Origin of the sequence: Enterococcus caccae ATCC BAA-1240 (assembly GCF_000407145.1) — a bacterium.
In the GTDB taxonomy this organism is placed as follows: Bacteria; Bacillota; Bacilli; order Lactobacillales; family Enterococcaceae; genus Enterococcus_L; species Enterococcus_L caccae.
This window is the reverse complement of record NZ_KE136473.1, coordinates 274,167-297,810: the sequence shown is the minus strand read 5'-3', so window position 1 is coordinate 297,810 and position 23,644 is coordinate 274,167. Positions and strand designations below refer to the sequence as shown.

Here is a 23,644-nt window from a genome sequence, read left to right as displayed (position 1 = left end):
TAATTGTTAGTCGAAAATGTTCGAGAAGAAGTCTTTGATCTTGCCTGTAACTTTTTCACCAGATTCATGTATTTCAGAATCATCGTAATCATCTTGTACTGTATCTGCATAAGTATCATATTGCACTTCTTGTTGAACTGCGATTGGTTGTGATGATTTAATTTTCTCACCTGGAATCGCACCTTTAGCAATATGATAAATATCATTTAGTTGAGCAGAATATTCTACGATGCTGATCACATTAGTAAATACTGGGTTACGTAACCCCATATGATTAGGTACGTATAATTTCACACTCGCATCAAAAATTTCCTGAGCTAAGTCAACTACACCAGGAAGGCTTGCGCCACCGCCAGTTAGAATCACTCCGCCTGGAAGTTCTAAAGCATCGATTTCGTCTAACACTTCTTTTGATTTTTTAAAGATTTGTTCGACTCTTGCTTCGATTACTTCTGAAAGATAACGTTCATCAACTTTTACAGGTTCAGACTTACCGATCACATCAACTGGAAATTCTTCACTAACTGACGTTCTTTCTGGATATGCATCACCATAATTGATTTTCAACGCTTCCGCATTATTGAATGATGTATTCAAGACAATCGAAACATCTTTCGTTACAAATTCTCCGCCTTCTTGATTTACATGAGTAAACTTCAATTGTTTATCGTGCATCACAGAAGTTGTTGTTTGACCGCCACCCATGTCGATGACAATCGTTCCAAAATCTTTTTCACCGTCTGAAAGAACTGTTTCAGTTAGTGCTAATGGCATGATAACTAATTCATTGACTGTTAAACCAGCTTTTTCAACACATTTTCTTGTATTGTGGATGATTGTTTTCGGACCTGTGAAAACCACTCCGAACATTTCTAAACGAACGCCTATCATTCCTCGAGGATCTTTGATCCCTTCAAATCCATCTACCGTAAACTCTTGAGGTAAAATGGCTACAATTTGACGTTCAGGAGGAGTTGAACGAACCAGAGCTGCAGATGCCACATTTCGTACATCTTCATCAGTGATTTCTTTTGACTCACTACTAACAGCGATCATTCCTTGACAATTTTCCACTTCAAGTAAGTTTGCCGGTAACCCCACATTCACACTTTTAATTTGAATTCCCGCTTTTTCTTCTGCTTGTCTTACTGCTCTTTGAATCGCATTTACTGTTTTATCGATATCGACAATGATCCCTCGATTTAATCCATCAGATTTTGCGTTTCCTACGCCAATGATATTCATTTGACCTTCAATAAATTCAGCCACTACAACTTTTACTGACGTTGTACCAATATCAAGGCCTACATACATTCCTGTCTTTGCCATGAATGGGGTTCCTCCTCCTATTAATTCCAATATGTACATGGGCATAAAACACCCATTTACATATATATTTTTTATGAATACTCACTTCTTTCAATTTTACCATAAACATAGGCTTTTTAGAAAGCAGATTCTACTATTTTATTCTTTTATTTTTCTTAACTTTATTCTACCGCTTGTGAAGATTCTTCTACACTTTCTTCAGCCGCCTCATTATTAAAAGGATATGAGAAAATTCCGACCTCCATATCAATAATTCCCGGCTTCTCCATTTGACTGGCTACTTTGCTATAATACGCCATTTTCTCCGCTAATTGAGAGATATTTACAATAACTTCGTTTGCATCTTTCATATGAAGATTAATTAATTCTTTATTTGCATTAGAAGGTGCATAACGAATTTCTGAAATATTTTGCTTTAAATCCTCAGGAAGTTTATTATAAGAATTCATTAAATTTTTAATGATCGACTGATCTTTAAAATTTAGAAAAACAGGCATACCACTAATAGGTGCTTTCATTTCTTCTGGTAAAATTTTCCCATTTTCTAAGATTGGATGAAAAATATCGTTTACCGATTCCAGAGCAACTACTTTATATTCATCAATTTTTATATTGAAGGCATTAATTCCACTCAATGAAATCGTTGCTTTTTTTACACGTGGTAATTGGCGTTTGATTTTTTTTTCATAGATTTTTCTATCTCCAAATTGTTCCCATAAACTCTTGCCTTTTTCCAGTTTTGATTGGACAATGATTTGCTGACTGTCTACAGCATTATTCCCAGAAACACTAATCTTGCCTAGCTTACTAAGTGGAGAAACAAAATAAAGTACAATCAATATCGCCAACAAAAATACGGATACAATCAATGTCAATCGACGATATAATAGTTTATTACGCACTTTTTTTATGTTTGGTAAGCGGTCTGCAAAAGACTCGTAAGTTTTCTTCGTTTTTTCTTCAGTTTCTGGATTTTTTGACACCGATTCTTCTGTTTTCGTTTCGTCTTCTTCCTCTTTTTCTTCTTGGTCTTCTTTTTCATCAGATCCAGCAGAAGGACTCCACGTTGGCTGATCACCTTGTGTTTTCAAATACTCCAAATTTTCTTTTTGCCATGGGGTCAAATTTTGTTCGTCTAACTGTTCGTTAGTATCTTTGCGTTTTTCTTCTTGACCCCCTGAGTCATCTTTTTTCTTACTAATCTTTTACACCCCCTATCAAGTAATTTCTTTCACCACTTCATATAATCTCTTGGCAGCATCAGGAATTCCTTCTTGCTTAGAAGCTTCAGCCATTGCTTGATGGCGCGCTTCATCCAATAAAATTGCATCAATTTCATTTACTAATTTAGGACCTGTAAGCTCTTGATCGGCGATCATTTCGACTGCTCCAGATTTCACTAAACTTTGAGCATTCTTTGTTTGATGATCATTAGTGACATATGGACTTGGGATCAGAATCGCTGGTAATCCTAAAGCTGTAAATTCTGCAATAGAGGTTGCTCCAGCTCGTCCAACCATCAAGTCTACCGCTGCTAAAACTTCAGCCATTTTATCAATATAAGGCTGAATGCTTATATTTGTCAATTTCTTTTCAGAAAGCTTTAACGTTTCTTGCAATTCTTCATAATAACGCTCTCCTGATGCGTAAAGTACTTGGTAGTTTCTCTGTTCAAAAAGTGGAAATGCTTCAACAAACGCTTGATTTATTTTCAATGCCCCACGACTTCCACCGAAAATGACCACTGTTTTTTTATCAGGGTCTAAACCATATTCTTTTAGAACATCTGCTTTCTCGAGCATCACAACTTCTTGAGCTCTAGGATTCCCAGTCAAAACTACCTTATCTTTAGGAAAATGTTCTGCAACATCCGGGAAGCAAATCGCTACCTTAGTCGCATATCTACTTAAAAACTTGTTTGTTATACCAGGTATGCTGTTTTGCTCATGTACGATTGTTGGAATGTTCAACTGTTTTGCAGCATAGACAACAGATCCTGAAACATAACCACCTGTTCCAATGACAACATCTGGTTGAAATGCCTTAATAATTTTTTTAGCTTTTCCAATACTGTTTAAAAACAGGTAGACGGTCTTGATATTTTGCGGACTAAGTGAACGTCGAAATCCTTGGATTTTAATCGTTTTAAATGGAATGTCGTATTTCGGAACAATTTGACTTTCTAAACCCGTTTCCGTACCAACATACATGAATTCAGTATTTGGTTCGATTTGTTTCACATAATTAACAAAAGCCAAAGCAGGGTAAATGTGTCCCCCTGTTCCGCCGCCAGTTATTAATATTTTCATAATTATCTCACTTTTCTATGTCTTTTAGCTGGTGCATCGCTTGAATAAACGCATCTCCGCGCAACTCAAAATTAGGATATTGATCCCAACTAGCGCACGCAGGCGATAATAGAATAGTATCATTTTTTTCAGAAAAATCATAGGCTTGCCTTACAGCCGTTTGAACATTTTCTGTCCGTTGTATCATTTTGATTCCTGCTTCCACTGCCGCTGTATACAGTTTATCTTTGGTTTCTCCAAAAAGAATGATTGCTTTGATTCCTTTGAGTGAGGGAACTAACTCCTCAAAACTATTTCCTCGATCCAAACCACCTGCTAATAAAACAAGTGAGGAATGATCAAAACCGCTCAATGCCATCTCCGTTGCGAGTATATTCGTTGCTTTTGAATCATTATAGAATTTACGTCCGCCTACCTCCCCTACATACTGTGTGCGGTGAGGAACTCCGGTGAAAATCATTAACGTTTGTTTAATGACCTCTGTTGATACGCCTTTTAATTTTGCTACAGAAATTGCTGCCAAAGCATTCTCAATATTATGACTACCTGGTACACCCAATTCCGCTGATTTCATAATGTATTCATCTTTGTAATACAACTTCTCATCGGCAAGATAAGCACCCGCAACTTTTTCTTTTGTTGAAAATGGAATAATTGTGGCTTTCGTTGTTTCACTCAGCTCTCGTAGCTCTTGTTGATTCCAATTAAGGACAATAAAATCATTTGCTTCCATGTTTTCTTGCACTGCCCATTTAGCTTTTACATATTCTTCTCTTGAACCATGATAATCTAAATGTGCTTCGTAAATATTAGTAATCACGGCAATATGTGGACGGAATGTTTTGATTCCCATCAATTGAAAACTTGATAACTCCATCACGATATCATCTTCAGCACTAGACTCTTCAGCAACTTCACTGGCTGGATAACCAATGTTCCCTGCTAAACGAGCAGTTCCTTTTTCTCGATCAGCATTCAAAAGTAAACCAATCATTGTAGTTGTAGTCGTTTTACCATTTGTTCCAGTAATTCCAATGATTGGACATTCAGCAATTTGATAAGCCAACTCAACTTCTGTTAGAATCGGTAGATTCATGCTGACAGCTTTTTCTACTAAAGGATTTGTATAAGGTATTCCTGGATTCTTCACAATCAAAGAAAAATCTTCATCTAAAAGCTCAATTGGATGTCCACCTGTAACAACACGAATACCCAAGGTTAATAAATCTTGGGCTTCCGGGTTTTGATCAAATTGTTTAAAGTCATTGACTGTTACCAATGCGCCTAGCTCATGCAGTAACTTCGCAGCACTAACACCGCTTTTAGCAAGCCCAAGAACAAGGACTTTTTTGTTTTCATAATCTGTTATTTTTTTCATTATAAATTCTCCTTCTCTTAAGAAAAACTGAAAGACGCGGGTAGCCTTGTTGAAAATTAAGAATCTGAGATTAAAACACCTTTGTTTCCATTCGAAGATTAGCTATTTTCCAAAAACTCCCTCATGATGCTAGACACATTAGAAATGCTGAAAGAAGCGAATAACTCTGTAGAAAGTTAGGAATTTGAAGTGGAACGCTCTTCGTTTAACTTCAAATTATCTACTTTCCTAAGAGTTGCTTCTTGATGCTAGACACATTAGAAACGCTGAAAGAAGCGAATAACTCTGTAGAAAGTTAGGAATTTGAAGTGGAACGCTCTTCGTTTAACTCCAAATTATCTACTTTCCTAAGAGTTGCTTCTTGATGCTAGACACATTAGAAACGCTGAAAGAAGCGAATAACTCTGTAGAAAGTTAGGAATTTGAAGTGGAACGTTCTTCGTTTAACTTCAAATTATCTACTTTCCTAAGAGTTGCTTCTTGATGCTAGACACGTTAGAAATGCTGAAAGATATAGATAGGTCTAAAAAATAATCCATAATGTGATTGCTGAACAAATAGCACCTGTCAACCAGAAAACAAGATCGATTTTCCATTCAGACCATCCACACATTTCAAAATGATGATGGATCGGAGACATTTTAAAAACTCGTTTTCCAAATAACTTGAATGAAGTAACTTGCAAAATAACACTAGCTGTTTCACACACGTAAACAAGTCCGATCAGCAACAATGTCCATTCTTGGCGTAAAATAATTGAAATAGCTGCTAACAATCCTCCTAAAGCGAGTGAACCGACATCACCCATAAAAATTTTAGCTGGTTTTTTATTATAAGGAAAGAATCCTAGCAGACCACCAATCACGCTCAGACAGATGATCACAACGTCAAATTGCTGTTGTTTCCATGCGATGATTGCATATGTAGCAAATGAAATGGTTCCTAATCCTGCAACTAATCCGTCGATTCCATCGGTCAAATTCACTGCATTTGAAAATCCAACCAACCAAAAAATGACAAATACACCGTAAAAAATCCCTAATGGTAATGTTACAATACCAAACAAATCTAATGTATCTGGTAATCCTTCAGATCGATAAACAAAATAAAATACTAAACCACCAATGATTTGACCAATCAACTTTTGACGGGAATTCAGCCCCATGTTTCTTTTCTTAAAGACTTTGATAAAATCATCTAAAAAACCTAACAGTCCATACAATACTAAAATAAACAAAATAATCAGCAGAGAAGGAGTCAGTTCTTGCTTCCATAAGCCTACTAATAATGACGTGATAAAACTTGCAACTAGAAAAACTAAGCCACCCATCGTTGGCGTTCCTGTTTTCACATTATGCCAAGTTGGGCCATCTTCGCGCGTTGTTTGTCCTTGTTTCTTCATTTGAAAATAACCGATAAACATCGGCATCACTGCCACTGTTATAGCAAAACTACATACTATGGGAATAAAAATTTGTGTCCACTCCATGATATCTCTCCTAATTATCCGACTCGTATTGGTCTACCTTGTTATTCTACTACCTACTATTTATTTCGCTGGTTTTACTGTTTCAGTTGACTCGCTGTCCATCGAATCCATTACCACTTTCATCAGCGGGTTAGCAATTTTTGCCAATGCTTCTCTTGTATAAGTTTGTGGTTTTTTCATTGTAAGATACAAAATATATTCTGGATTGTCAGCAGGCACCATTTCTACAACAGAATAAGTATAATCTGTTAAACCAGCCATATAACCATTTTCTCCAGTGATTTGCGCTGTTCCGGTTTTAGCTGCCACATGGTAGCCTGGAACTGTATATACCTCATAAGCAATTCCATAATTTGGATCTTCTACCGTATCGATCATATATGTTCGAATATCGCTAGCTGCTTGTGGCGTTATAACTTGTTGTCCTACTCTTTCAGGTTGAGTAATTTTTTCTTCACCAGTATCTTTATCCACAATCTTACTAATATATTGCGGCTTCAGCATAGAACCATCGTTGGCTATTGCGGTATAAGCTTGCATCATTTGAAAATTGGTCACTGAAACTGCTTGTCCAAACGATGACATTGCTAGGTCGACCCAATTATCGCCTGGTAATTCCCCAGCTGATTCTCCAGCTAAACCTGAATTTGTTGATTTTCCAAAACCAAATTTTTCTAAATAACTTTTCCAAATTTGACCTGTTGGGTCCATTGCCTGTTCTAAAGTAAGCATCCCGACATTACTAGACCAAGAGATTGCTTGGCGGAAAGTCAAAGGACCTACCGCTCCGAAATCATGATCATTCACTGTTCGATCATCTAATTTATAGCCACCTGCTGGATAGTTGAATGTTGTATTCGGGTTGAATTTTCCTTCTTGCATTGCTGCTGCTGCTGTAAAAAGTTTCATAGTGGAGCCTGGTTCAAATTTATCTTCTACTAATATATTCCGCCAAACAGTGTCATCATTTAACCCTTCTTTTGTTTCCGGATTGAAGGATGGTCGTTGAGACATTGCAAGAATTTCACCAGTTTTAGCCTTCATCAACATTGCTGTCATATCTTCTGGCTTAAATTCTTCTACAACTGGGTCTAATAAAATTTCTAAGCGACTTTGAATTCGTGTGTCTAGCGTTGTATAGATATCTTTTCCGTCAATTGCTTTCTTTTCACTGGCAACGGTTCCTGGTAAAGGATTTCCGTAAACATCTTTTTCGTAATCGATTTTACCATCTTGCCCACTTAAAATATCATTATAGGACTTTTCTAGCCCCATTTTCCCTACTAAGCCTTTTGAATCATCCTCTGCATCAGCTGAATCTGTATAACCAATAAAATGAGAAGCAAAGACACCATTTGGATAAATCCTTGCTGGATGGCCCTCAAAATAAAGACCTGCCACATTTTTTTGCTTTAGTTCTTCTTCAATTTTTTGTCGTGTTTCTAATGTAATATTTTTACCCTTAGATCCAAATTCAACTTGAAATTTTACGGTCCCATCTTCGTTTACACCACGATTGAGAAAACCTAACGCTTCATCTTTTGTGAGCTCTGTATTTCTATCTAAGATTTCTGCTAGTGTTTGGAAATCTTTTTTCTGTGCATATAATTTTTTATTTTCTTCACCTAAATATGTTTCAGACAAAATAGCATAAACAGAGTATGAGGTAGCATCTTCTGCAATAACTGCTCCATTTCGATCTAAAATGGCTCCCCTTTTTGCTTTGACTACACTACTGCCTTGGTAGAGATTCGCTGTTTTTTCTGGTAAAGAGACACCGGCTACTTTGCCCACAGCTACTATGTACGTTAATCTAAAGGCAAATAAAAAGAACAATCCAATACTCGTAGCAAATAAAATAATGCCTACTTTTTTACGATTGTTCATTGGATTTAAGTTCTTCTTTTTGACAAAATTCTTTATTTTATTTTTTATGCTCATTTATTTCACATTCCTTATACTATCAAGGTTATCTGAAAGCCCTTTGCGCTTTGCAACATCTTTGATTCGATCTGCTTTGGATAGTTCATTTTTTTGTTGTTCTAATTTTAATGCAGATTCTTCTTTCTCTTGGATCGTCGCTTGCGTTTCAGTGATTTCATTCGTCATTTGTGTAATAGAAGTACGTACTTGAATGGTGAGAACAGCTATACCGATAATCGCTACTAATAATAAAAAGCCGATTGTTTTTTCTAAAAGTGAGATATTTCTCAACTTCCTTTTGGGAGATTGGGGTAGGTCTACATTTTTCTGAACTTTTGGCTTTTGTTCAGGAGCAGTGACTGGTTCATCCATTATTGGAATATCATATTGGAACTCTTCCACTTTTTTTAACTCAGCCATGTCGTTACCCCTTTCTTTATAAATTTAATTTAACTTTTTCGGCAATTCTTAATTTAGCACTTCGTGAGCGATTATTTTCAGCCAACTCAGTCTCACCTGGTAAAATCGGCTTTCTAGTAATTACATTTAACTCAGGTTGAAATTCTTCTGGCACTACGGGTAGTCCAGGTGGTAAATCCTGCATCGTACTATATTCTTTAAACATGGTTTTTACAATTCGATCTTCTAAAGAGTGAAAAGTAATCACGCTAATTCGACCATTTTTGTTTAATAACGCAATTGCTTGTTCCAAAGACTCTTCAACAACGCCTAATTCATCGTTTACCGCAATGCGAATAGCTTGGAAAATCCTTTTTGCTGGATGTCCACCCTTACGTCTTGCTGGCGCTGGAATTGCTGTTTTGATGATTTCTACTAATTCGCCAGTTGTTTCGATTGGTGCTTTTTCGCGTACCCGTTCAATTTCTCTAGCGATTTGCTTAGAAAATTTTTCCTCTCCATAACGGAAGAAAATCTTCACTAATTCATGGTAGCTATAGTTGTTGACTACATCGTAAGCCGACAACTCCGCCTCTTGGTCCATCCGCATATCTAATGGTGCGTCTTGATGATAACTAAACCCACGCTCAGCTTCATCTAATTGAGGAGATGAAACGCCTAAATCATATAAAATACCATCAACTTGGTAAATCTCGTGATTCGCTAATTTTTCTTTTAAATGTCGAAAATTCGACTTGATAAAGGTCACCATGCCTCGATCTACATATTTTTTTAATCGTTGTGCTGCAAAATCCAATGCTTTTTGATCCTGATCAAAGGCATATAGATGTCCTTGTTCGCTCAGTTGAGAGAGTAAGTACTCACTATGACCTGCGCCGCCCAATGTGCAATCGACATAGATGCCATCTTCTTTCACTTGTAAGCCGTCAACTGTTTCTTTTAGTAAAACAGTATAATGCTGAAACTCTTCTGTCATAATGCTCCTCTTTCTAAAAACCAAAATCAATCATTGTTTCTGCAATTTCATCAAAATTCTCTTCAGCTTCTGTAGAAAATTCTTGCCAGCGGGCTTCATCCCAAATCTCGATTCGATTTGAAACACCGATGATCACACAAGCTTTCTCCAAACTACCATGCGTTCTAAGCGTAGCAGGGATGTTGATCCTACCTTGCTTATCAATCTCACATTCTGTAGCAGCCGAATAAAAAAAGCGGACAAATGTACGGGCATCCTTTTTAGCTAGAGGCATTTCTTTTAATTTACCCTCTAGTTCTTCCCATTCGGACATTGGATAACCAAATAAACAGCCATCCATTCCTCTTGTTACCACAAATTTCTCGCCTAATTGGTCGCGAAATTTAGCTGGTACGATGAGTCGGCCTTTGGCATCTATATTATGTTGAAATTCACCCATAAACATAGCCAATATTCCCCACTTTTCCACTTGATAGAAACAGTCTACCACATCCCGCCACTTTCTACCACCAAAAACAGTGAAACTACTCTCATTTAATGGTTATTTAAAAAGTTTGTAATATTTCAGTATACAGATACTCTTCCAAAAAAAGCGATACCAATGTTGATATCATTACTTTTAAAAGGGTTTTTTCTGATTATTTCTATGGTTGATTTCTCATAAAAATATTACAATCGAAAAAGGTGGTGAGAAGTGGGGAACTATCTGCTACCACCTTTTTCGATTTTATGAAAAGTAATGCACGATATTTAACAACACAAGCGCTCCATATAAAATAAAACTCAGAAGAAACACTAAACGCCAGAACATTTTAAAGTATCTGCCATAAAGGATCTCGCCATAATAATAGGCTTGGAAAACGGCAACACAAATGCCTAATAGTAAAACGGAAATAACCATATAGGGCACGATTGATTGTCCATAACTATCTTTTGACAATTCATTTAATCCTATAAATAAAAATGGAATTGAGATATCTGGCGCTTTTATTTTAAAACGTTCTGTCAGCGAGAACGTTGTAATAATAAAATTACACGCAAATAAGACAATTACTGGAAAAACATACCAAAAAAGCATAATGACTGAAAACGACACCATTTCCTAACAATTCCTTTCGTAACACGCTTTATTAACTATACTTTATTTTCTTTACACAGATGTTTCATTTCGTTTAAAAATTCATGCCTAAATAATACTAATTTTCAAGGGCTTTATTCCCCAAAAACAAGCCAACTCTATTATAATAGAATGAAATAGATTCTAAAAAAAAATGAGGTGACATCTTGATCAACTATTTAAAAATAGAAAATGGATTATTTACACCATCCAAAACTGATACCGACGACTCGATTTGGCTTGCCGTTGAAAAACCAACTGAAGAAGAGATTGAATATTTAGTCACAACTTATAAACTCCCTAAAGATTATATCACAGGTGTCTTGGATGATGACGAAAATTCTCGTTTCGAAGGTCTCCATCAAAATGTACTTGAAGAGCCTGCGCTGATGTTAGTTCAGTATCCTCATGCTACAATTAGTCCTAGTGGATATACTCAATTGGATACATTCCCGTTTGCAATTATTTTGACGACAAACGGAAAAGTGATTACTGTTATCAACAATTCCGCTGACTTTTTAAAAAGAGCACTCTCTACACCCGTCCCAGATATTGAACTACCGATTCAAGAGACGCTTGTTTTATATTTATCTTGGCATATTTCTACTTGCTATAACCGGTTCTTAAAAGAATTGATCAAAGAAACCAATAAACTGGAGGGTGAATTGAAAGTTTCTACAGAAAATAGTCAGCTATATAAAATAATGGATATCCAAAAAAGCTTAGTTTATTTTGAATCAGCAATCAATTCCAATCTAGAAGTTTTAAATATGCTCTACAGCGCTAGCATTTTCAAAGATCCTAGAGCCCATCTCCCTCGACTCCATGATATTTTAGTTGAAACAAAGCAAGCAGCAACGACAACTAATATTCAATTAAAACTGGTAGATAAAATTAGTGACACTTTTTCAGCTATCGTGTCAAACAATTTGAATAATGTCATGAAAATTTTAACCTCACTGACTATCGTTCTGACGATACCAACAATCATTGGCGGTATCTTTGGAATGAATGTAAAATTGCCATTTGCTAATCGAGAAGATGCTTTTTTCTGGATTTTTGTTGTCACTACAGCTACCTGTCTTTTTGTTATTCACAGGCTAAAGAAACGAAACCTTTTGTAAAATTTCTAGTTGCCGATTTTAGTAAAAGGATGTAAACTATAGAAAGTAAGGAATAAGGATGTGTATAATCAATGAACGATAAAAAAACAAGCACGTTTTCTAAAGTCACAAAAGTCGTTGTTTGGTTGATGCTAATTGCCATTGCTGGCTCAACGATCTTGACTGCTTTCATGAGTTTACGATAATCAACTAAATAACATTAATAGAGCAGAAAAAGCGATATCAGACATCGCTTTTTCTGCCCTTTTTTTGATTAAAATATCTCTTCATTCTTCCTATTAACATGTTCGATCAAGAGGATTTCTGTTAATTTCTCCGATCATTCCCAGCCATATTCAATAATTCTTTTGCATGTTCTGTCGTTAATTTAGTAATTTCGCTACCTGAAAGCATTCGGGCAATTTCTGCAACTCGTTCATTTTGTTTTAATCTTCTGACTTTCGTTTCTGTCCGTTCCCCAACGATTTCTTTTTCAATGAAGTATTGATAGTCTGCAACAGCTGCAACTTGAGGAAGGTGGGTAATACAGAGCACTTGCGAATTTTCCGATATTTGATAGATCTTATCTGCGATTGCTTGGGCAACACGTCCACTCACGCCTGTATCAACCTCATCAAAAACAATGCTAGTGATTCCTTGTGATTTTGAAAAAATTGTTTTAAGCGCCAACATCACACGAGAAAGCTCTCCACCAGATGCTACTCTAACTAAAGGTTTCAACGGTTCTCCTGGATTTGTTGTAATGTAAAATTCAACTTGATCTAGTCCTTCTTCAGTAAATTGCTCATCTGGTAATTCAGTAAAACGGATATCAAAAACTGTTCGCTCCATGTACAATTCTTTTAATTCACGCAAAATATTTTTTTCTAACTTTTTCGCAATTTTCTTCCGGGCTTCTCGTAGTTTCAATCCATTTTTGATCACTTGATTTTTCTTTTCAATCAATAAGGTTTCCAGCTCACCAGTTCGTCCTTCTAAAAAATCCGCATCCGCTAATTCACGAGTGATTTCTTGATAGTAATCCAAAATCGAGTCGATTGATTCTCCGTATTTCCTTTTCATTTGCCGAATCAGTTCCAGCCTTGTTTCGACTTCATTTAGGCGATTTTCATCTAACTCAAGGCTGTCGATATGTCTTGATAAATCACCGCTAGCTTCTTGCAGAAGGTAATAACTATTTTGAACAGCTTCTGATATCACTTTATATTCTGGATCCAGCGTTTCAATCGACAGCAATTCATTCATAGCAAAGCCGATTTTGTCTAAGCTGCTATCACTATCGCCATTGATTGCTTCATAACTTGTTGCTAGGGCATCTGCAATTTTTTGAAAATTCCCAAGCTTGTTCCGCTCTTCAATCAACTGCTCTTCCTCACCCAAAACCAGTTCAGCTGCCGCAATTTCATCACTTTGAAACTGTAACATATCCATACGTTGGGCAAATTCTTTTTCGTTTTTTTGACGATTTCTAACTTTTTTTTCAATCATGCGATATTCTGAATAACTTCCTTCATACTGCTCTTTTATTTTGAACAACTCTTTGCCGCCAAAATCATCTAACATGCCCAAATGTTTTTCACTTTGCATCAATTCTTGGTGTTCATTTTGACCATGGATATCAACCAAAAATTCACCAACTTTACGTAGGTTAGCAATATTGACGATACGACCATTGACACGACAAACATTCTTGCCAGAAGTCGAAATATCTCGCTGAATCACAATCGATTCGTCATCATTCTCGATCCCTAATTCTTCCAAAAGATTCATTAATTCCTGGTTTTTAGGCATCGTAAACAAGCCTTCCAGTGTACATTTTGAAGCACCTTGGCGAATATAGTCACTCGATCCTCGCCCGCCAGTCAATAGGCCCATCGCATCAATAATAATTGACTTACCTGCACCTGTTTCTCCTGTTAAAACGGTCATTCCCATCTGAAATTCTAGTTGTAAAGAAGAGATAATAGCAAAATTATTTACAGAAAGTTCTTGCAGCATTTTTATTCACCTCAATTTTATAAATATCGGAAAAATTCGTTCTTTAAAAATTCGGCATCTTTTTCGGTTCGGGCAATGATCAACACACTGTCGTCATCATTGATTGCCGCAAAGACAATTTCTTTATAGTGTTTTTCAATTAAGTTAGAAGCTGCAGCAGCATTCCCTGGTATAGTACGCAAAACAACCTGCTTATCCATCTGGTCAACTGAAACAAATGCATCTTTCATCAACTTTTCCAATTTTATAGACGTATCTTCTTTCGTTTCCGCAGGAATACTGTAACGATAGCCGCCCTCTACTGAAGGTACTTTGATCAATTTCATTTCTTTAATATCACGAGATATTGTTGCTTGGGTCACTTCTATCCCTTTTTCTTCCAAACACGTGACAAAATCTTCTTGTTTTTGGATATTTTTATCAGCTAATAAACGAGTAATCAGACGATGCCGATCTTTTTTCCTCATAATAATATGCCCCTTTTTCGAATTCATTTCCATTTTATCATAGCTTATTTTTATTCATTTTGAAAGTCTAAAAGCTAACAAAACAACCGCCTCACACAGCCCCTTCGGCTTTTTAATATTGAAAAAACCAGAATACAATTTATTCATAGCAAATACAACCTACTGTGCCCCCTCACGTCCTCTCTTAAAATAGTCGATTAAAAATGGATCGATTAGAAACAAAATCGTAAAAATGCTACAATCAGTCGATAAAAAAGAGTATTAACGTATAAAAATCTCTGGTATACGCTTGATTCGCTTTTACCAGAGATTTTTTATTATTTATTTTTTTAATTCTTGATGCGCATTCTCTACGGTTTCCTCTACATTCACTGTCTCTCCAACGATACCTTCACCTTCAACTGAAGTCAAATAAGCTAGAAACTCAATATTTCCTTCTCCACCTGTAATTGGTGAATAATCTAAGCCACTGATTGAATAGCCCTGTTTTTGGGCAAATGAAAGTATCTCATTTAAAACAAATTTATGGGTTTCTGGTTCTCGAACAATCCCTTTTTTGCCAACCAGCTCTTTGCCAGCTTCAAATTGGGGCTTGATCAATGCAACTACTTTACCACCTGGCTTTAAAATTTTATGTAGCGGAGGTAAAATCAACTTAAGTGAAATAAACGATACATCTATCGTTGCAATATCTGGAACACCCTCTTGGAAGTCTTCTGGCGTACTATAACGAAAATTCGTTCGTTCCATTACAACAACGCGTTCATCCTGACGAATTTTCCAAGCTAATTGATTATAACCAACATCCAGCGCATAACTCAAACGAGCTCCATTTTGCAAGGCTACATCCGTAAATCCTCCTGTTGAAGAACCGATATCCAACATCGTTTTACCGGTTACATCAATCTCAAAAACATCCAGTGCTTTTTCCAATTTTAAGCCGCCACGAGAAACATATTGCAGTGTTTGCCCCTTTACTTGGAGAGGTGTTTCGATTAGAATTTTCTCTCCTGGTTTATCAAGTCGTTCATTTTTATCGTTATAAACCAGACCTGCCATCACTGCACGTTTGGCTTTTTCTCTTGTTTCAAATAATCCTTGAGTAAACGCTAATATATCTACGCGCTCTTTTTTCATAAGTGCCTTCTTTCTATCATAAACGCAATTGTTCTACTAATTCTTGTAGTAATTCTGAATGAAATTCTGAGCTTGTTTGTGCAATAATTGTTAAAATACTGCTACCCATTGATAACTGATCGGTCAATGCTGCTTTGGCACCAGCTAATCCAAGTAGACTTGGGTAAGTACTTTTATTTAATTCTTCATCGCGACCAACTTGCTTGCCCAACGCTTCTTCTGAACTAGTTGCATCCAACAAGTCATCTTTGATCTGAAATGCTAATCCTAAATGTTGAGCAAATGTGCCTAATAAATCAACAACTTCTTCTGTCTGATTCGCTAAGATTCCACCTGCTAAAAGAGCAAACTCTATTAAGGCACCTGTTTTCTTTTCGTGAACCTCTGCTAATTCATTCAAAGATAACGACCGATTCTCACCTTGCAGATCGCCCGCTTGTCCAGCAACCATACCTTGCGTACCAGAGGCCTTGCTCAACAGCTGAATCAATAATATTTTTTGATTTGACTCGATTTGACTGATAGCTAGTAATTGAAAAGCAGCGGTAAGCAAACCATCTCCAGCTAATATTGCATGTGCCTCACCAAATATTTTATGATTGGTAGGCTTCCCCCGTCTCAAATCATCATCATCCATTGCTGGCAAATCGTCGTGAATCAACGAATAGGTATGTACCATCTCTAACGCTGCAGCTACTTGATAATCATGTATCTGTGCTTCTTTATTAAACGAACGAAGAACGGCCAGAATAAGCAATGGTCGAAATCGTTTGCCACCAGCCTTGATTGAATATAACATAGCTTCCTTTAGCCGCTCATTTGCTGTGTAGTCGTTGATAAAGTTTTCCATTTCCTTTTCAATAAGCGGTAAACTCTGCTTACGAAAATCATTGAAAGCCTCCATCAATTTCCCTCACTTTCTTCAAATATAGCTTCTTCATTATTTTCAGTCATCACTTTTGTTAATGTTTTTTCAGCTTTTTCCAAAGTATCTTGGCACTGTTTACTTAAAACCATCCCCTCTTGAAAAGCTGTTAAGGCTTCTTCTAAAGGTACATCTCCACGTTCTAAGCGTTGAACGATTTCTTCCAATTCAATTAATGATTCTTCAAATGTTTTTTCGACTGCTTTTTCTTTGGCCATTTTTTTACTCCTCTTCAGCTGGTGTTATTTGTTCAATCACCGTATCTACTGTACCATCTACATAATGGATTTGAATTTTTTCTTTTGGCTTCAGTTCATTGACTGACTTGATTACTTGCTGTTCTTTTGTCGTATAACTATACCCACGACCCATAATTTTTAAGGGGCTTAGTAAATCCAATTGTTGAACAGCCGAAGTAAATTGTTTCTCTTTATCTTTCATATATCGTTCCATCCGATCATGAAGCGATTGATTTAAAAACTTTAGTTGCTGCTGTCCTTCTCTGATTTGCCCAAGCGGTGTCTGCTGTCTAAATCCAGCAATAATTTCTTGTGCTATGCGTTGTTTTTGATGATACACTGTTTCCATTGATTGAATCAAACGTTGTGTGATCCGATCCAATTTGATTGTTTGGCCTTCATATAAACGATCAGGCTGTTTAAATACATAAGAGTTTTTTAAACGTTGGTAGCGATCATTTTTTTGTTGTAGTTGATAGAGAAAACTTTGTTCTAAACGAGTTTGCCGCTCCTTGATTTTCAATAACTCTTCGTTTAGTACTGGTACTGCCAGTTCTGCAGCAGCAGTAGGCGTTGCAGCTCTAACATCTGCGACCATATCCGCAAGTGTCACGTCAGTTTCATGACCAACTGATGAAATAACCGGTGTTTTTGTCTGATAAATCGCTCTAACAACTTTTTCCTCGTTAAACGGCCACAAATCTTCAATGGAACCGCCACCTCGACCAATGATCATCGTATCAAAAGTCCCAAGCGCTTCTATACGTTGGATATTCCGAACAATATCATCCGCTGCCCGATCTCCTTGAACTAGCGTCGGAAATAAAATAAGTTGCGCAATTGGGTACCTCCGTTTAACCGTTGTAATAATATCTCGAATCACCGCACCACTCGGGCTAGTCACAATCGCAATCCGTTTAGGATACCGAGGTAATAGCTTTTTAGGGCCTTCAAATAAGCCTTCTTTTCCTAGTTTCTCACGTAATTCAGCTAAAGCTTGATATAATGCACCAACACCGTCTGGTTCCATATGCTCTACATAAATTTGGTAAGAACCGCCGCTTTCATATAGCGAGATTCGACCGACTAACAACACTTTCATACCTTCTTTAGGTTGAAATTTCAATTTTTGAAAAGCTGATTTAAACATAATTGCAGAAATTTTTGCACCATCATCTTTTACACTAAAATACTGATGAGCATTTGGTCGCATCCTAAAGTTTGAAATCTCCCCTGTTAAATAAACCCGCTCCAAGTATGGATCAGCATCGAATTTACGTTTTAAATATTTGGTTAAAGCTGTAACTGTTAAATATTGCTGCTCCATCTTCTCACCTTACTTTTGTTTTTTAGCGGCTTCTACCGTTTGATACATCAGCATTGTAATGGTCATCGGTCCAACACCTTTTGGCACTGGTGTGATAAAATTTGCAATCGGTGCAACTTCATCGAATTTTACATCCCCAATCAGTTTCCCATTCTCATCTCGATTCATACCAACATCGATTACGACAGCACCAGGCTTAATAAACTCTTTTGTTACGAAATGACCTCGACCGATTGCAACAACTAATATATCAGCTTCTCTAGCTACTGCCGGTAAATCAACTGTTCTTGAGTGAGCGATCGTTACAGTAGCATTTTTCATCATCATCAATTGAGCCATTGGTTTGCCAACAATATTGCTTCTTCCGATCACAACAGCTCGTTTGCCTTCTAAATCTATATCATAAGCTTCAAACATTTTCATGATACCATATGGTGTACAAGGTATCATCGTTGGTTCCCCAATAAACAGCTGTCCCATATTCATTGGATGAAAGCCATCCACATCTTTTTTAGGCTCAACGGCTAATAGCACCTTTTCTTCATCAATATGTTTTGGTAATGGTAATTGTACTAATATCCCATGATACTTAGGATCTTGATTATATCGTTCGATCACAGCGAGTAAATCTGTTTCTGAGATTGTTTCAGGCAAGCGTTCGATTTTCGAGTGAATCCCGATTTTAGCTGCAGCTAAATCTTTGTTTTTTACATACGTTTGACTTGCTTGATTTTCACCAACTAATAAAACAACTAACCCTGGATGAATGCCTTTTTTTTCAAGTTCTTGCACTTCTTCTTTGATTTGCGCTTGCATTTTATCTGCTAACTCACGACCGTTGATTAACTCTCCCACTAAGATCACTCCTCATTTTTTGTTTGTATTCTTTTATTTTAGCATAATTTAGCTAGTCTTAACACTCTATAATCCTTATCTCCTTGAATTGTATAGCTATGGAACTTACCTCTCTTTGCACGCCTTGTATTGTTCATCATCTACTCTGGCTAAAATCTTCGTGGTAACTCAAATACTAATCCTCACTTTTTTTAGACCTAGACTTTTGGTGATTCACTAGTAAGGTTACTTCTCTCCCTTTGCACGCCTTGTATTGTTCATCATCTACTCTGGCGGAGCCAATCGTAGTGATTCACAACAAAAAAGATTCAAAGTATTTCTACTTTGAATCAATATCTTTCATTACATTGGCTAAAACACCGTTAACGAATTTTCTTGAACGGTCATCACTATATTTTTTTGCAAGCTCAATTGCTTCATCTAAAGCAACAGTGTTCGGAACATCTCCTACATAAAACATTTCAAAAATAGCCATACGCAAAATAATTAAATCCATTTTAGCAATACGTGTAATCGACCAGTTGTTTCCTAAATGTTTTTTGACAACCTCATCAATTTCTGCTTTTCGATCACAAACGCCGCCTACCAATAAATCTAAGTAAGTTGGGACAAATTCTTCCCCATCCTCACTAATGATTTCTTGATTATCTAACTCTAATGCATAAGAAATCGCATCTTGTTTTGTTAAGTCAACATTAAAATCTAAAGGAAATAGCGCTTGTAGCGCCTTTTCACGAATCTCATGACGAGTGAAACTTGGCTTACTCATTTTCGCCCTCATCTTCCGGGAATAATTCATCAAAATCTGGTTCAGGTAGTTTTTCTGGAACTACTGCTACAACATGAATATTCACTTCTACTAAATCGATATCTGTCATGAACAATACTTGTTGTTTCACGCGATCTTGCATCTCTAATGCTACTTTAGGTACTGAAATGCCGTAATTCAAGTAGCAATAAATATCAACTTTAAGGCCTTCTTCTTCTGCTCTTAAATAAACGCCTTTACCGTGTGCGGCACGGCCTAAAAATTCTGTTACATTATTAGCAAATGTTCCACGCATACCGTAGACGCCATCTACTTTAGATGCTGCAATACCAATAATGACTTCAATTACTTCTGGTGCAATCACGATTTCGCCTAAAGAATCTTTTGTATTGATCACTAGATTTTTTTCTTCAGTCATTTTAATCCTCCTTATAATAAAAGCGTAGCGGGCTCATTCGGCTCTGTAAGAAAATGAGAAATCATGATTAAAGTGTTTTTTACCTCATTCATAATTCACCTTTTCCCCGAAGGCCTTCAATTCTTAAAGCTTTAGCTCTTAGAGATTGTTGCGATCGAAGCAGAGCGTAATGTTCGTCCGCGAAGCTAGATAACATATAGATAACAACGTTCCGCTTTGCTAACTTTGCATGTTTCAATATCAGCTCATTTCATTCACTGTAGTTTAAAACAAAAGCATTGCGGGCTCGTTCAGCTCCGACAAGAAAATTTTTAATAATCAAAGTTTCTATCCATTTACCTACCTAGGTTTCCATTCTCTCATAGTTTATCATTAAATAGCTTCTTTCGCTACCAAAAAAACTATGAGAAAATGGGTCGAAAACAATTTATACTTAGAAAGTGATTTCATATAAGATAACTACAACCTTGTTCTCGCTTATGCGGTCTATTTTATAAAATGATCAACTCTTTAGGTGAATGAGTCAACACTCGATTTCCTTCTTTAGTAATCAACAAGTCGTCCTCAATTCTAACGCCGCCAAGACCAGGCAGATAAATTCCAGGCTCATCCGTGATCACATTGCCTGGAACAAATTGTTGCTCCGCTCTAAAGGAAACATTTGGTCCTTCATGAATTTCCAAGCCGATTCCGTGACCTGTGCTATGACCAAATGCATCACCATATCCATATGAAGCAATATGGTCACGTGCAATAGCATCCAGCTGAACACCTGTTAATCCAGGTTTTGCTTCATCCAATACTTTTAATTGTGCTTCTAGAACGATTTGATAGATATCTTTTAGTTTACTGTTTGGTTCACCAATGGCAAATGTTCTGGTCATATCTGAAACATATCCTTCATAATAACAACCAAAATCAAGTGTGATCAAGTCACCTTTTTCGATAACTTTTTGGCTAGCAACACCATGCGGCATTGCTGAACGAACGCCACTTGCAACGATTGTTTCAAACGAAACACCCGAAGCGCCTAAAGAACGCATATAAAAATCTAATTGGTTCGCAATTTCAATCTCAGTCATTCCTGGTTTAATCACCGTTAAAATATGTTTAAAGCCCATATCTGCAATGCTGCAAGCTTTTTCAATAATCGCAATTTCTTCTTCATCTTTGACTTCTCGTAATTCTTCTACCAATCCAGCCACCGGAATCAAGTCACATGGAGTAATTTCTTCTAACAAACTATATTCTGCAAAACTAATGAAAGTTTCTTCAAATGCAATATTCGCTAACTGTTCCTTTTCTGCAATCCCGACCACTTCATCATAAATTGGACCAGAATTTTGAATAATTTCAAAGCCTTGCGCTTGTTTTGCTGCTTGTTCTGTATAACGAAAATCCGTTACAAAAAAAGCTTTATCTAAAGTAATCACTGCAAGTCCTGTTGTTCCCGTAAAATTTGTTAGATAGCGTAAATTATATGGACTTGTAATTAGAAAACCAGATAGATCATTTTTTCTCATTAATTCTCTTAATTTATTGACTCTTACCATCATTTTTTCATCCTTCTTTCCAAAATAAGTTCTTCTCTATTATAGCAAATAATGTTTTTGAAAAACACCGAAGTCACGCAACCTCTAAATTATTCTAAAGATTCCCAATATTTGGCTCCATATTTACTTTTTTTTAATGTATGTCCGTTATAGTAAATTTTCGAAAGAGAGGTCACCAATGAAAAAAAGAGTTATTTTTTACTTATTTATATTAGCCCTCATCGGCATGGTTCTCTACGCCTTTTTTATAGAACCTAAAAGAATCGTCACTCATCACTATACGGTAGGCACTAATGCTGGACAAAAACCAGTCAAAGTTGTTCAACTTTCCGATATTCATATCCAAGAAAATTATTCTACTGCACAATTAGAAAAAATCGTTACAAAGGTCAATAATGAAAAACCTGATATCATTTTATTTACAGGTGATTTATTCGATAATTATGCAAAATACGGCCCTGAAGAGGCAGTTATTGCTGCATTGAACCGATTATCCGCACCTTTAGGAAAATATGCTGTTTGGGGCAATCATGATTATGGCGGTGGTGGTGCTCGTGTCTATCCTGAAATTATGGCCGCATCCAATTTTCAATTACTGGAAAACACGGGTGTTAACGTTCCAATAGCTGACGGAAAATCTATTTTTATTGGTGGTTTAGATGATTCCATGTTAGGAAATGCATTAATAGAAGATACCCTGGCAAACCGCCAAAGTAACTACACCATATTATTGAGCCACGAACCAGATAAAGCAGAGGAATTACTCGATCACAATATCCAATTAATCCTATCAGGTCATAGTCACGGTGGACAAATTAAGCTTCCTTTTATTACTATCAAAAATGTGATGGCTGAAAAATATTTTGAACGATTCTATAATCTCGCTAACAATACAACCTTGTATGTTAATACTGGTTTAGGCACGACAAAAATTCCAGCACGTTTTAGAGTCCCTCCAGAAATCGCCGTTTTCGACCTTTATATTTAAGTTTTTACAAACGAACAGCCCGAAATATTAAAACATTTCGGGCTGTTCGTTTCCTGTTAGTTCATTCATTTAGCCGATCATTTTTACACGACCGCCAATTTTATCAGCAAATTTTTCCGCATAATTTTTAGTTGGAAAGAGTCGAACACGATTTTTATCTCTTGTACGTTGTCCGTCTTTACCAATATAACCATGTAATACTTTTACAGCGTACATTTCCCTTCCTCCTTTCTAGTGTTATCAGTTGATGCTCTCTTACTATACCCAAAAGACCTTAACTCAAACATAAAAATCTGCGAATATTTTATGAAGACTTCTAAAAAAACCATAAAGAAGTACTAATTTTACTTAAAAATGACTTTTACACTGGAAAATAAAAAAGAGTTAAGATTGTTTATTCTCTCAACTCTTCATACAAAGTATTAGTATTGTCGACCACTAAACGATGATGTCCTTTGTTTTTTTATCCATATGTATCCTGGCTGTCCAAGTTTCAAAATTAACCAATACAGGCTTTTGATGATTCAATTCTTTCTGATATGCTGATAATTTAGGTTCGATTGCTTCTGGCGATTCGATCTGCTCAATCGTAAATTTCCCTTTTAAAAGTAGACTTTCATGTTCAATTTCTTCATAGCAACAGACTGAACCATTGGGATTACAGTGGATATTCTTAACAGTTTCACCGTTGCTATCCAAATAAAACTGTAACCTTAACAAGCCCTCTCTCCATAATGGTTCAGAAACGGTAATCACTGTTGGAAAATCGCGTTGATCAATTGTTGAAATCAAAAATACCGTACTAGAATTTAATAACCTGACAATTCGCTCATGTATTTCCATCGTTGAAGACCTCCTGTTAATCAAGATTCTATTAATTATAACAATTTTATATCAAATTTG

Annotated in this window: 25 protein-coding genes; 3 read left to right on the top strand and 22 right to left on the bottom strand. The window is 36.4% G+C overall.

All coding sequences use genetic code 11. The features are described from left to right. Positions 1-6 precede the first annotated feature (6 nt). The 10 genes from ftsA to I580_RS06890 form a co-directional block, all read right to left on the bottom strand. Entirely contained in the window at positions 7-1,329 is a 1,323-nt protein-coding gene (gene ftsA, locus I580_RS06935; protein ID WP_010771244.1) for a cell division protein FtsA, read from the bottom strand. 161 nt (positions 1,330-1,490) lie between these two features. Further along, positions 1,491-2,429 (bottom strand): cell division protein FtsQ/DivIB, encoded by a 939-nt coding sequence (locus I580_RS06930; RefSeq protein ID WP_425387082.1) that lies wholly within the window; start codon positions 2,427-2,429, stop codon positions 1,491-1,493. Positions 2,430-2,546: 117 nt separating this feature from the next. After that, positions 2,547-3,638 carry an undecaprenyldiphospho-muramoylpentapeptide beta-N-acetylglucosaminyltransferase gene (gene murG / locus I580_RS06925; protein WP_010771242.1) on the bottom strand — a complete coding sequence of 364 codons (1,092 nt, stop codon included), beginning with the start codon at positions 3,636-3,638 and terminating at the stop codon, positions 2,547-2,549. 7 nt (positions 3,639-3,645) lie between these two features. Next, positions 3,646-5,016, bottom strand: coding sequence for a UDP-N-acetylmuramoyl-L-alanine--D-glutamate ligase (gene murD / locus I580_RS06920; protein WP_010771241.1), 1,371 nt, complete (start codon positions 5,014-5,016; stop codon positions 3,646-3,648). 523 nt (positions 5,017-5,539) lie between these two features. Continuing rightward, entirely contained in the window at positions 5,540-6,505 is a 966-nt protein-coding gene (gene mraY, locus I580_RS06915; RefSeq protein ID WP_010771240.1) for a phospho-N-acetylmuramoyl-pentapeptide-transferase, read from the bottom strand. 60 nt (positions 6,506-6,565) lie between these two features. Beyond that, the gene (locus I580_RS06910) at positions 6,566-8,446 is read right to left on the bottom strand and encodes a peptidoglycan D,D-transpeptidase FtsI family protein (protein ID WP_010771239.1); all 1,881 of its coding nucleotides are present in this window, start codon (positions 8,444-8,446) and stop codon (positions 6,566-6,568) included. Then, positions 8,447-8,848 carry a cell division protein FtsL gene (gene ftsL / locus I580_RS06905; protein ID WP_010771238.1) on the bottom strand — a complete coding sequence of 134 codons (402 nt, stop codon included), beginning with the start codon at positions 8,846-8,848 and terminating at the stop codon, positions 8,447-8,449. A gap of 16 nt (positions 8,849-8,864) precedes the next feature. After that, the gene (rsmH, locus tag I580_RS06900) at positions 8,865-9,824 is read right to left on the bottom strand and encodes a 16S rRNA (cytosine(1402)-N(4))-methyltransferase RsmH (protein WP_010771237.1); all 960 of its coding nucleotides are present in this window, start codon (positions 9,822-9,824) and stop codon (positions 8,865-8,867) included. A gap of 13 nt (positions 9,825-9,837) precedes the next feature. Then, a complete protein-coding gene (gene mraZ / locus I580_RS06895) occupies positions 9,838-10,269 on the bottom strand; it encodes a division/cell wall cluster transcriptional repressor MraZ (RefSeq protein WP_010771236.1) in 432 nt (143 codons plus the stop codon). A gap of 282 nt (positions 10,270-10,551) precedes the next feature. Further along, positions 10,552-10,923: a DUF3397 domain-containing protein gene (locus tag I580_RS06890; protein WP_010771235.1), complete on the bottom strand. Its 372-nt coding sequence runs from the start codon at positions 10,921-10,923 to the stop codon at positions 10,552-10,554. 185 nt (positions 10,924-11,108) lie between these two features. On the opposite strand from I580_RS06890, the gene I580_RS06885 reads away from it, so the two are divergent. Further along, positions 11,109-12,065, top strand: coding sequence for a magnesium transporter CorA family protein (locus I580_RS06885; protein WP_010771234.1), 957 nt, complete (start codon positions 11,109-11,111; stop codon positions 12,063-12,065). A 71-nt stretch (positions 12,066-12,136) separates the two neighbouring features. Next, positions 12,137-12,250 carry a DUF4044 domain-containing protein gene (locus tag I580_RS16715; protein ID WP_010771233.1) on the top strand — a complete coding sequence of 38 codons (114 nt, stop codon included), beginning with the start codon at positions 12,137-12,139 and terminating at the stop codon, positions 12,248-12,250. 121 nt (positions 12,251-12,371) lie between these two features. Here I580_RS16715 and recN read toward each other — a convergent pair whose 3' ends face one another. The 10 genes from recN to I580_RS06830 all read right to left on the bottom strand — a co-directional run bounded on the left by recN (position 12,372) and on the right by I580_RS06830 (position 21,756). Next, positions 12,372-14,063, bottom strand: coding sequence for a DNA repair protein RecN (gene recN, locus I580_RS06875; protein WP_010771232.1), 1,692 nt, complete (start codon positions 14,061-14,063; stop codon positions 12,372-12,374). A 17-nt stretch (positions 14,064-14,080) separates the two neighbouring features. Next, complete coding sequence (locus I580_RS06870) at positions 14,081-14,530, bottom strand: arginine repressor (RefSeq protein WP_010771231.1); 450 nt, start codon at positions 14,528-14,530, stop codon at positions 14,081-14,083. 321 nt (positions 14,531-14,851) lie between these two features. Continuing rightward, the gene (locus tag I580_RS06865; RefSeq protein ID WP_010771230.1) at positions 14,852-15,667 is read right to left on the bottom strand and encodes a TlyA family RNA methyltransferase; all 816 of its coding nucleotides are present in this window, start codon (positions 15,665-15,667) and stop codon (positions 14,852-14,854) included. Positions 15,668-15,683: 16 nt separating this feature from the next. Then, a complete protein-coding gene (locus I580_RS06860; protein ID WP_010771229.1) occupies positions 15,684-16,571 on the bottom strand; it encodes a polyprenyl synthetase family protein in 888 nt (295 codons plus the stop codon). Further along, positions 16,571-16,810, bottom strand: coding sequence for an exodeoxyribonuclease VII small subunit (locus I580_RS06855; RefSeq protein ID WP_010771228.1), 240 nt, complete (start codon positions 16,808-16,810; stop codon positions 16,571-16,573). Before I580_RS06855 ends, I580_RS06860 begins: the two co-directional genes overlap by 1 nt. A gap of 4 nt (positions 16,811-16,814) precedes the next feature. Further along, entirely contained in the window at positions 16,815-18,158 is a 1,344-nt protein-coding gene (gene xseA / locus I580_RS06850) for an exodeoxyribonuclease VII large subunit (RefSeq protein ID WP_010771227.1), read from the bottom strand. 9 nt (positions 18,159-18,167) lie between these two features. Continuing rightward, on the bottom strand, positions 18,168-19,013 hold the full coding sequence (locus I580_RS06845; protein WP_010771226.1) for a bifunctional methylenetetrahydrofolate dehydrogenase/methenyltetrahydrofolate cyclohydrolase: 846 nt from the start codon (positions 19,011-19,013) through the stop codon (positions 18,168-18,170). A 319-nt stretch (positions 19,014-19,332) separates the two neighbouring features. After that, positions 19,333-19,782: a transcription antitermination factor NusB gene (gene nusB, locus I580_RS06840; RefSeq protein ID WP_010771225.1), complete on the bottom strand. Its 450-nt coding sequence runs from the start codon at positions 19,780-19,782 to the stop codon at positions 19,333-19,335. Then, positions 19,775-20,200 (bottom strand): Asp23/Gls24 family envelope stress response protein, encoded by a 426-nt coding sequence (locus tag I580_RS06835; protein WP_010771224.1) that lies wholly within the window; start codon positions 20,198-20,200, stop codon positions 19,775-19,777. The genes nusB and I580_RS06835 overlap by 8 nt, the downstream gene beginning before the upstream one ends. A 491-nt stretch (positions 20,201-20,691) precedes the next feature. Beyond that, positions 20,692-21,756 carry a M24 family metallopeptidase gene (locus tag I580_RS06830; protein WP_034860156.1) on the bottom strand — a complete coding sequence of 355 codons (1,065 nt, stop codon included), beginning with the start codon at positions 21,754-21,756 and terminating at the stop codon, positions 20,692-20,694. A gap of 175 nt (positions 21,757-21,931) precedes the next feature. Between I580_RS06830 and I580_RS06825 the strand changes: the two genes are divergently transcribed. Continuing rightward, complete coding sequence (locus tag I580_RS06825) at positions 21,932-22,741, top strand: metallophosphoesterase (RefSeq protein ID WP_010771222.1); 810 nt, start codon at positions 21,932-21,934, stop codon at positions 22,739-22,741. Between the two features lie 69 nt (positions 22,742-22,810). Here I580_RS06825 and I580_RS17060 read toward each other — a convergent pair whose 3' ends face one another. Both I580_RS17060 and I580_RS06820 read right to left on the bottom strand, forming a co-directional pair. Next, positions 22,811-22,957: a hypothetical protein gene (locus tag I580_RS17060; RefSeq protein ID WP_010771221.1), complete on the bottom strand. Its 147-nt coding sequence runs from the start codon at positions 22,955-22,957 to the stop codon at positions 22,811-22,813. A 222-nt stretch (positions 22,958-23,179) separates the two neighbouring features. Continuing rightward, positions 23,180-23,584, bottom strand: coding sequence for a pyridoxamine 5'-phosphate oxidase family protein (locus tag I580_RS06820; RefSeq protein WP_010771220.1), 405 nt, complete (start codon positions 23,582-23,584; stop codon positions 23,180-23,182). Between the last annotated feature and the right edge of the window lie 60 nt (positions 23,585-23,644).

Excerpts from the sequence above, each read along its gene's own strand:
- ftsA (WP_010771244.1), bottom strand. The coding sequence starts at position 1,329 with ATGGCAAAGACAGGAATGTATGTAGGCCTTGATATTGGTACAACGTCA.
- murG (WP_010771242.1), bottom strand. The coding sequence starts at position 3,638 with ATGAAAATATTAATAACTGGCGGCGGAACAGGGGGACACATTTACCCT.
- murD (WP_010771241.1), bottom strand. The coding sequence starts at position 5,016 with ATGAAAAAAATAACAGATTATGAAAACAAAAAAGTCCTTGTTCTTGGG.
- mraY (WP_010771240.1), bottom strand. The coding sequence starts at position 6,505 with ATGGAGTGGACACAAATTTTTATTCCCATAGTATGTAGTTTTGCTATA.
- I580_RS06910 (WP_010771239.1), bottom strand. The coding sequence starts at position 8,446 with ATGAGCATAAAAAATAAAATAAAGAATTTTGTCAAAAAGAAGAACTTA.
- ftsL (WP_010771238.1), bottom strand. The coding sequence starts at position 8,848 with ATGGCTGAGTTAAAAAAAGTGGAAGAGTTCCAATATGATATTCCAATA.
- rsmH (WP_010771237.1), bottom strand. The coding sequence starts at position 9,824 with ATGACAGAAGAGTTTCAGCATTATACTGTTTTACTAAAAGAAACAGTT.
- mraZ (WP_010771236.1), bottom strand. The coding sequence starts at position 10,269 with ATGTTTATGGGTGAATTTCAACATAATATAGATGCCAAAGGCCGACTC.
- I580_RS06890 (WP_010771235.1), bottom strand. The coding sequence starts at position 10,923 with ATGGTGTCGTTTTCAGTCATTATGCTTTTTTGGTATGTTTTTCCAGTA.
- I580_RS16715 (WP_010771233.1), top strand. The coding sequence starts at position 12,137 with ATGAACGATAAAAAAACAAGCACGTTTTCTAAAGTCACAAAAGTCGTT.
- recN (WP_010771232.1), bottom strand. The coding sequence starts at position 14,063 with ATGCTGCAAGAACTTTCTGTAAATAATTTTGCTATTATCTCTTCTTTA.
- I580_RS06870 (WP_010771231.1), bottom strand. The coding sequence starts at position 14,530 with ATGAGGAAAAAAGATCGGCATCGTCTGATTACTCGTTTATTAGCTGAT.
- I580_RS06865 (WP_010771230.1), bottom strand. The coding sequence starts at position 15,667 with ATGAAAAAAGAGCGCGTAGATATATTAGCGTTTACTCAAGGATTATTT.
- I580_RS06860 (WP_010771229.1), bottom strand. The coding sequence starts at position 16,571 with ATGGAGGCTTTCAATGATTTTCGTAAGCAGAGTTTACCGCTTATTGAA.
- I580_RS06855 (WP_010771228.1), bottom strand. The coding sequence starts at position 16,810 with ATGGCCAAAGAAAAAGCAGTCGAAAAAACATTTGAAGAATCATTAATT.
- xseA (WP_010771227.1), bottom strand. The coding sequence starts at position 18,158 with ATGGAGCAGCAATATTTAACAGTTACAGCTTTAACCAAATATTTAAAA.
- nusB (WP_010771225.1), bottom strand. The coding sequence starts at position 19,782 with ATGAGTAAGCCAAGTTTCACTCGTCATGAGATTCGTGAAAAGGCGCTA.
- I580_RS06835 (WP_010771224.1), bottom strand. The coding sequence starts at position 20,200 with ATGACTGAAGAAAAAAATCTAGTGATCAATACAAAAGATTCTTTAGGC.
- I580_RS06830 (WP_034860156.1), bottom strand. The coding sequence starts at position 21,756 with ATGATGGTAAGAGTCAATAAATTAAGAGAATTAATGAGAAAAAATGAT.
- I580_RS06825 (WP_010771222.1), top strand. The coding sequence starts at position 21,932 with ATGAAAAAAAGAGTTATTTTTTACTTATTTATATTAGCCCTCATCGGC.
- I580_RS17060 (WP_010771221.1), bottom strand. The coding sequence starts at position 22,957 with ATGTACGCTGTAAAAGTATTACATGGTTATATTGGTAAAGACGGACAA.
- I580_RS06820 (WP_010771220.1), bottom strand. The coding sequence starts at position 23,584 with ATGGAAATACATGAGCGAATTGTCAGGTTATTAAATTCTAGTACGGTA.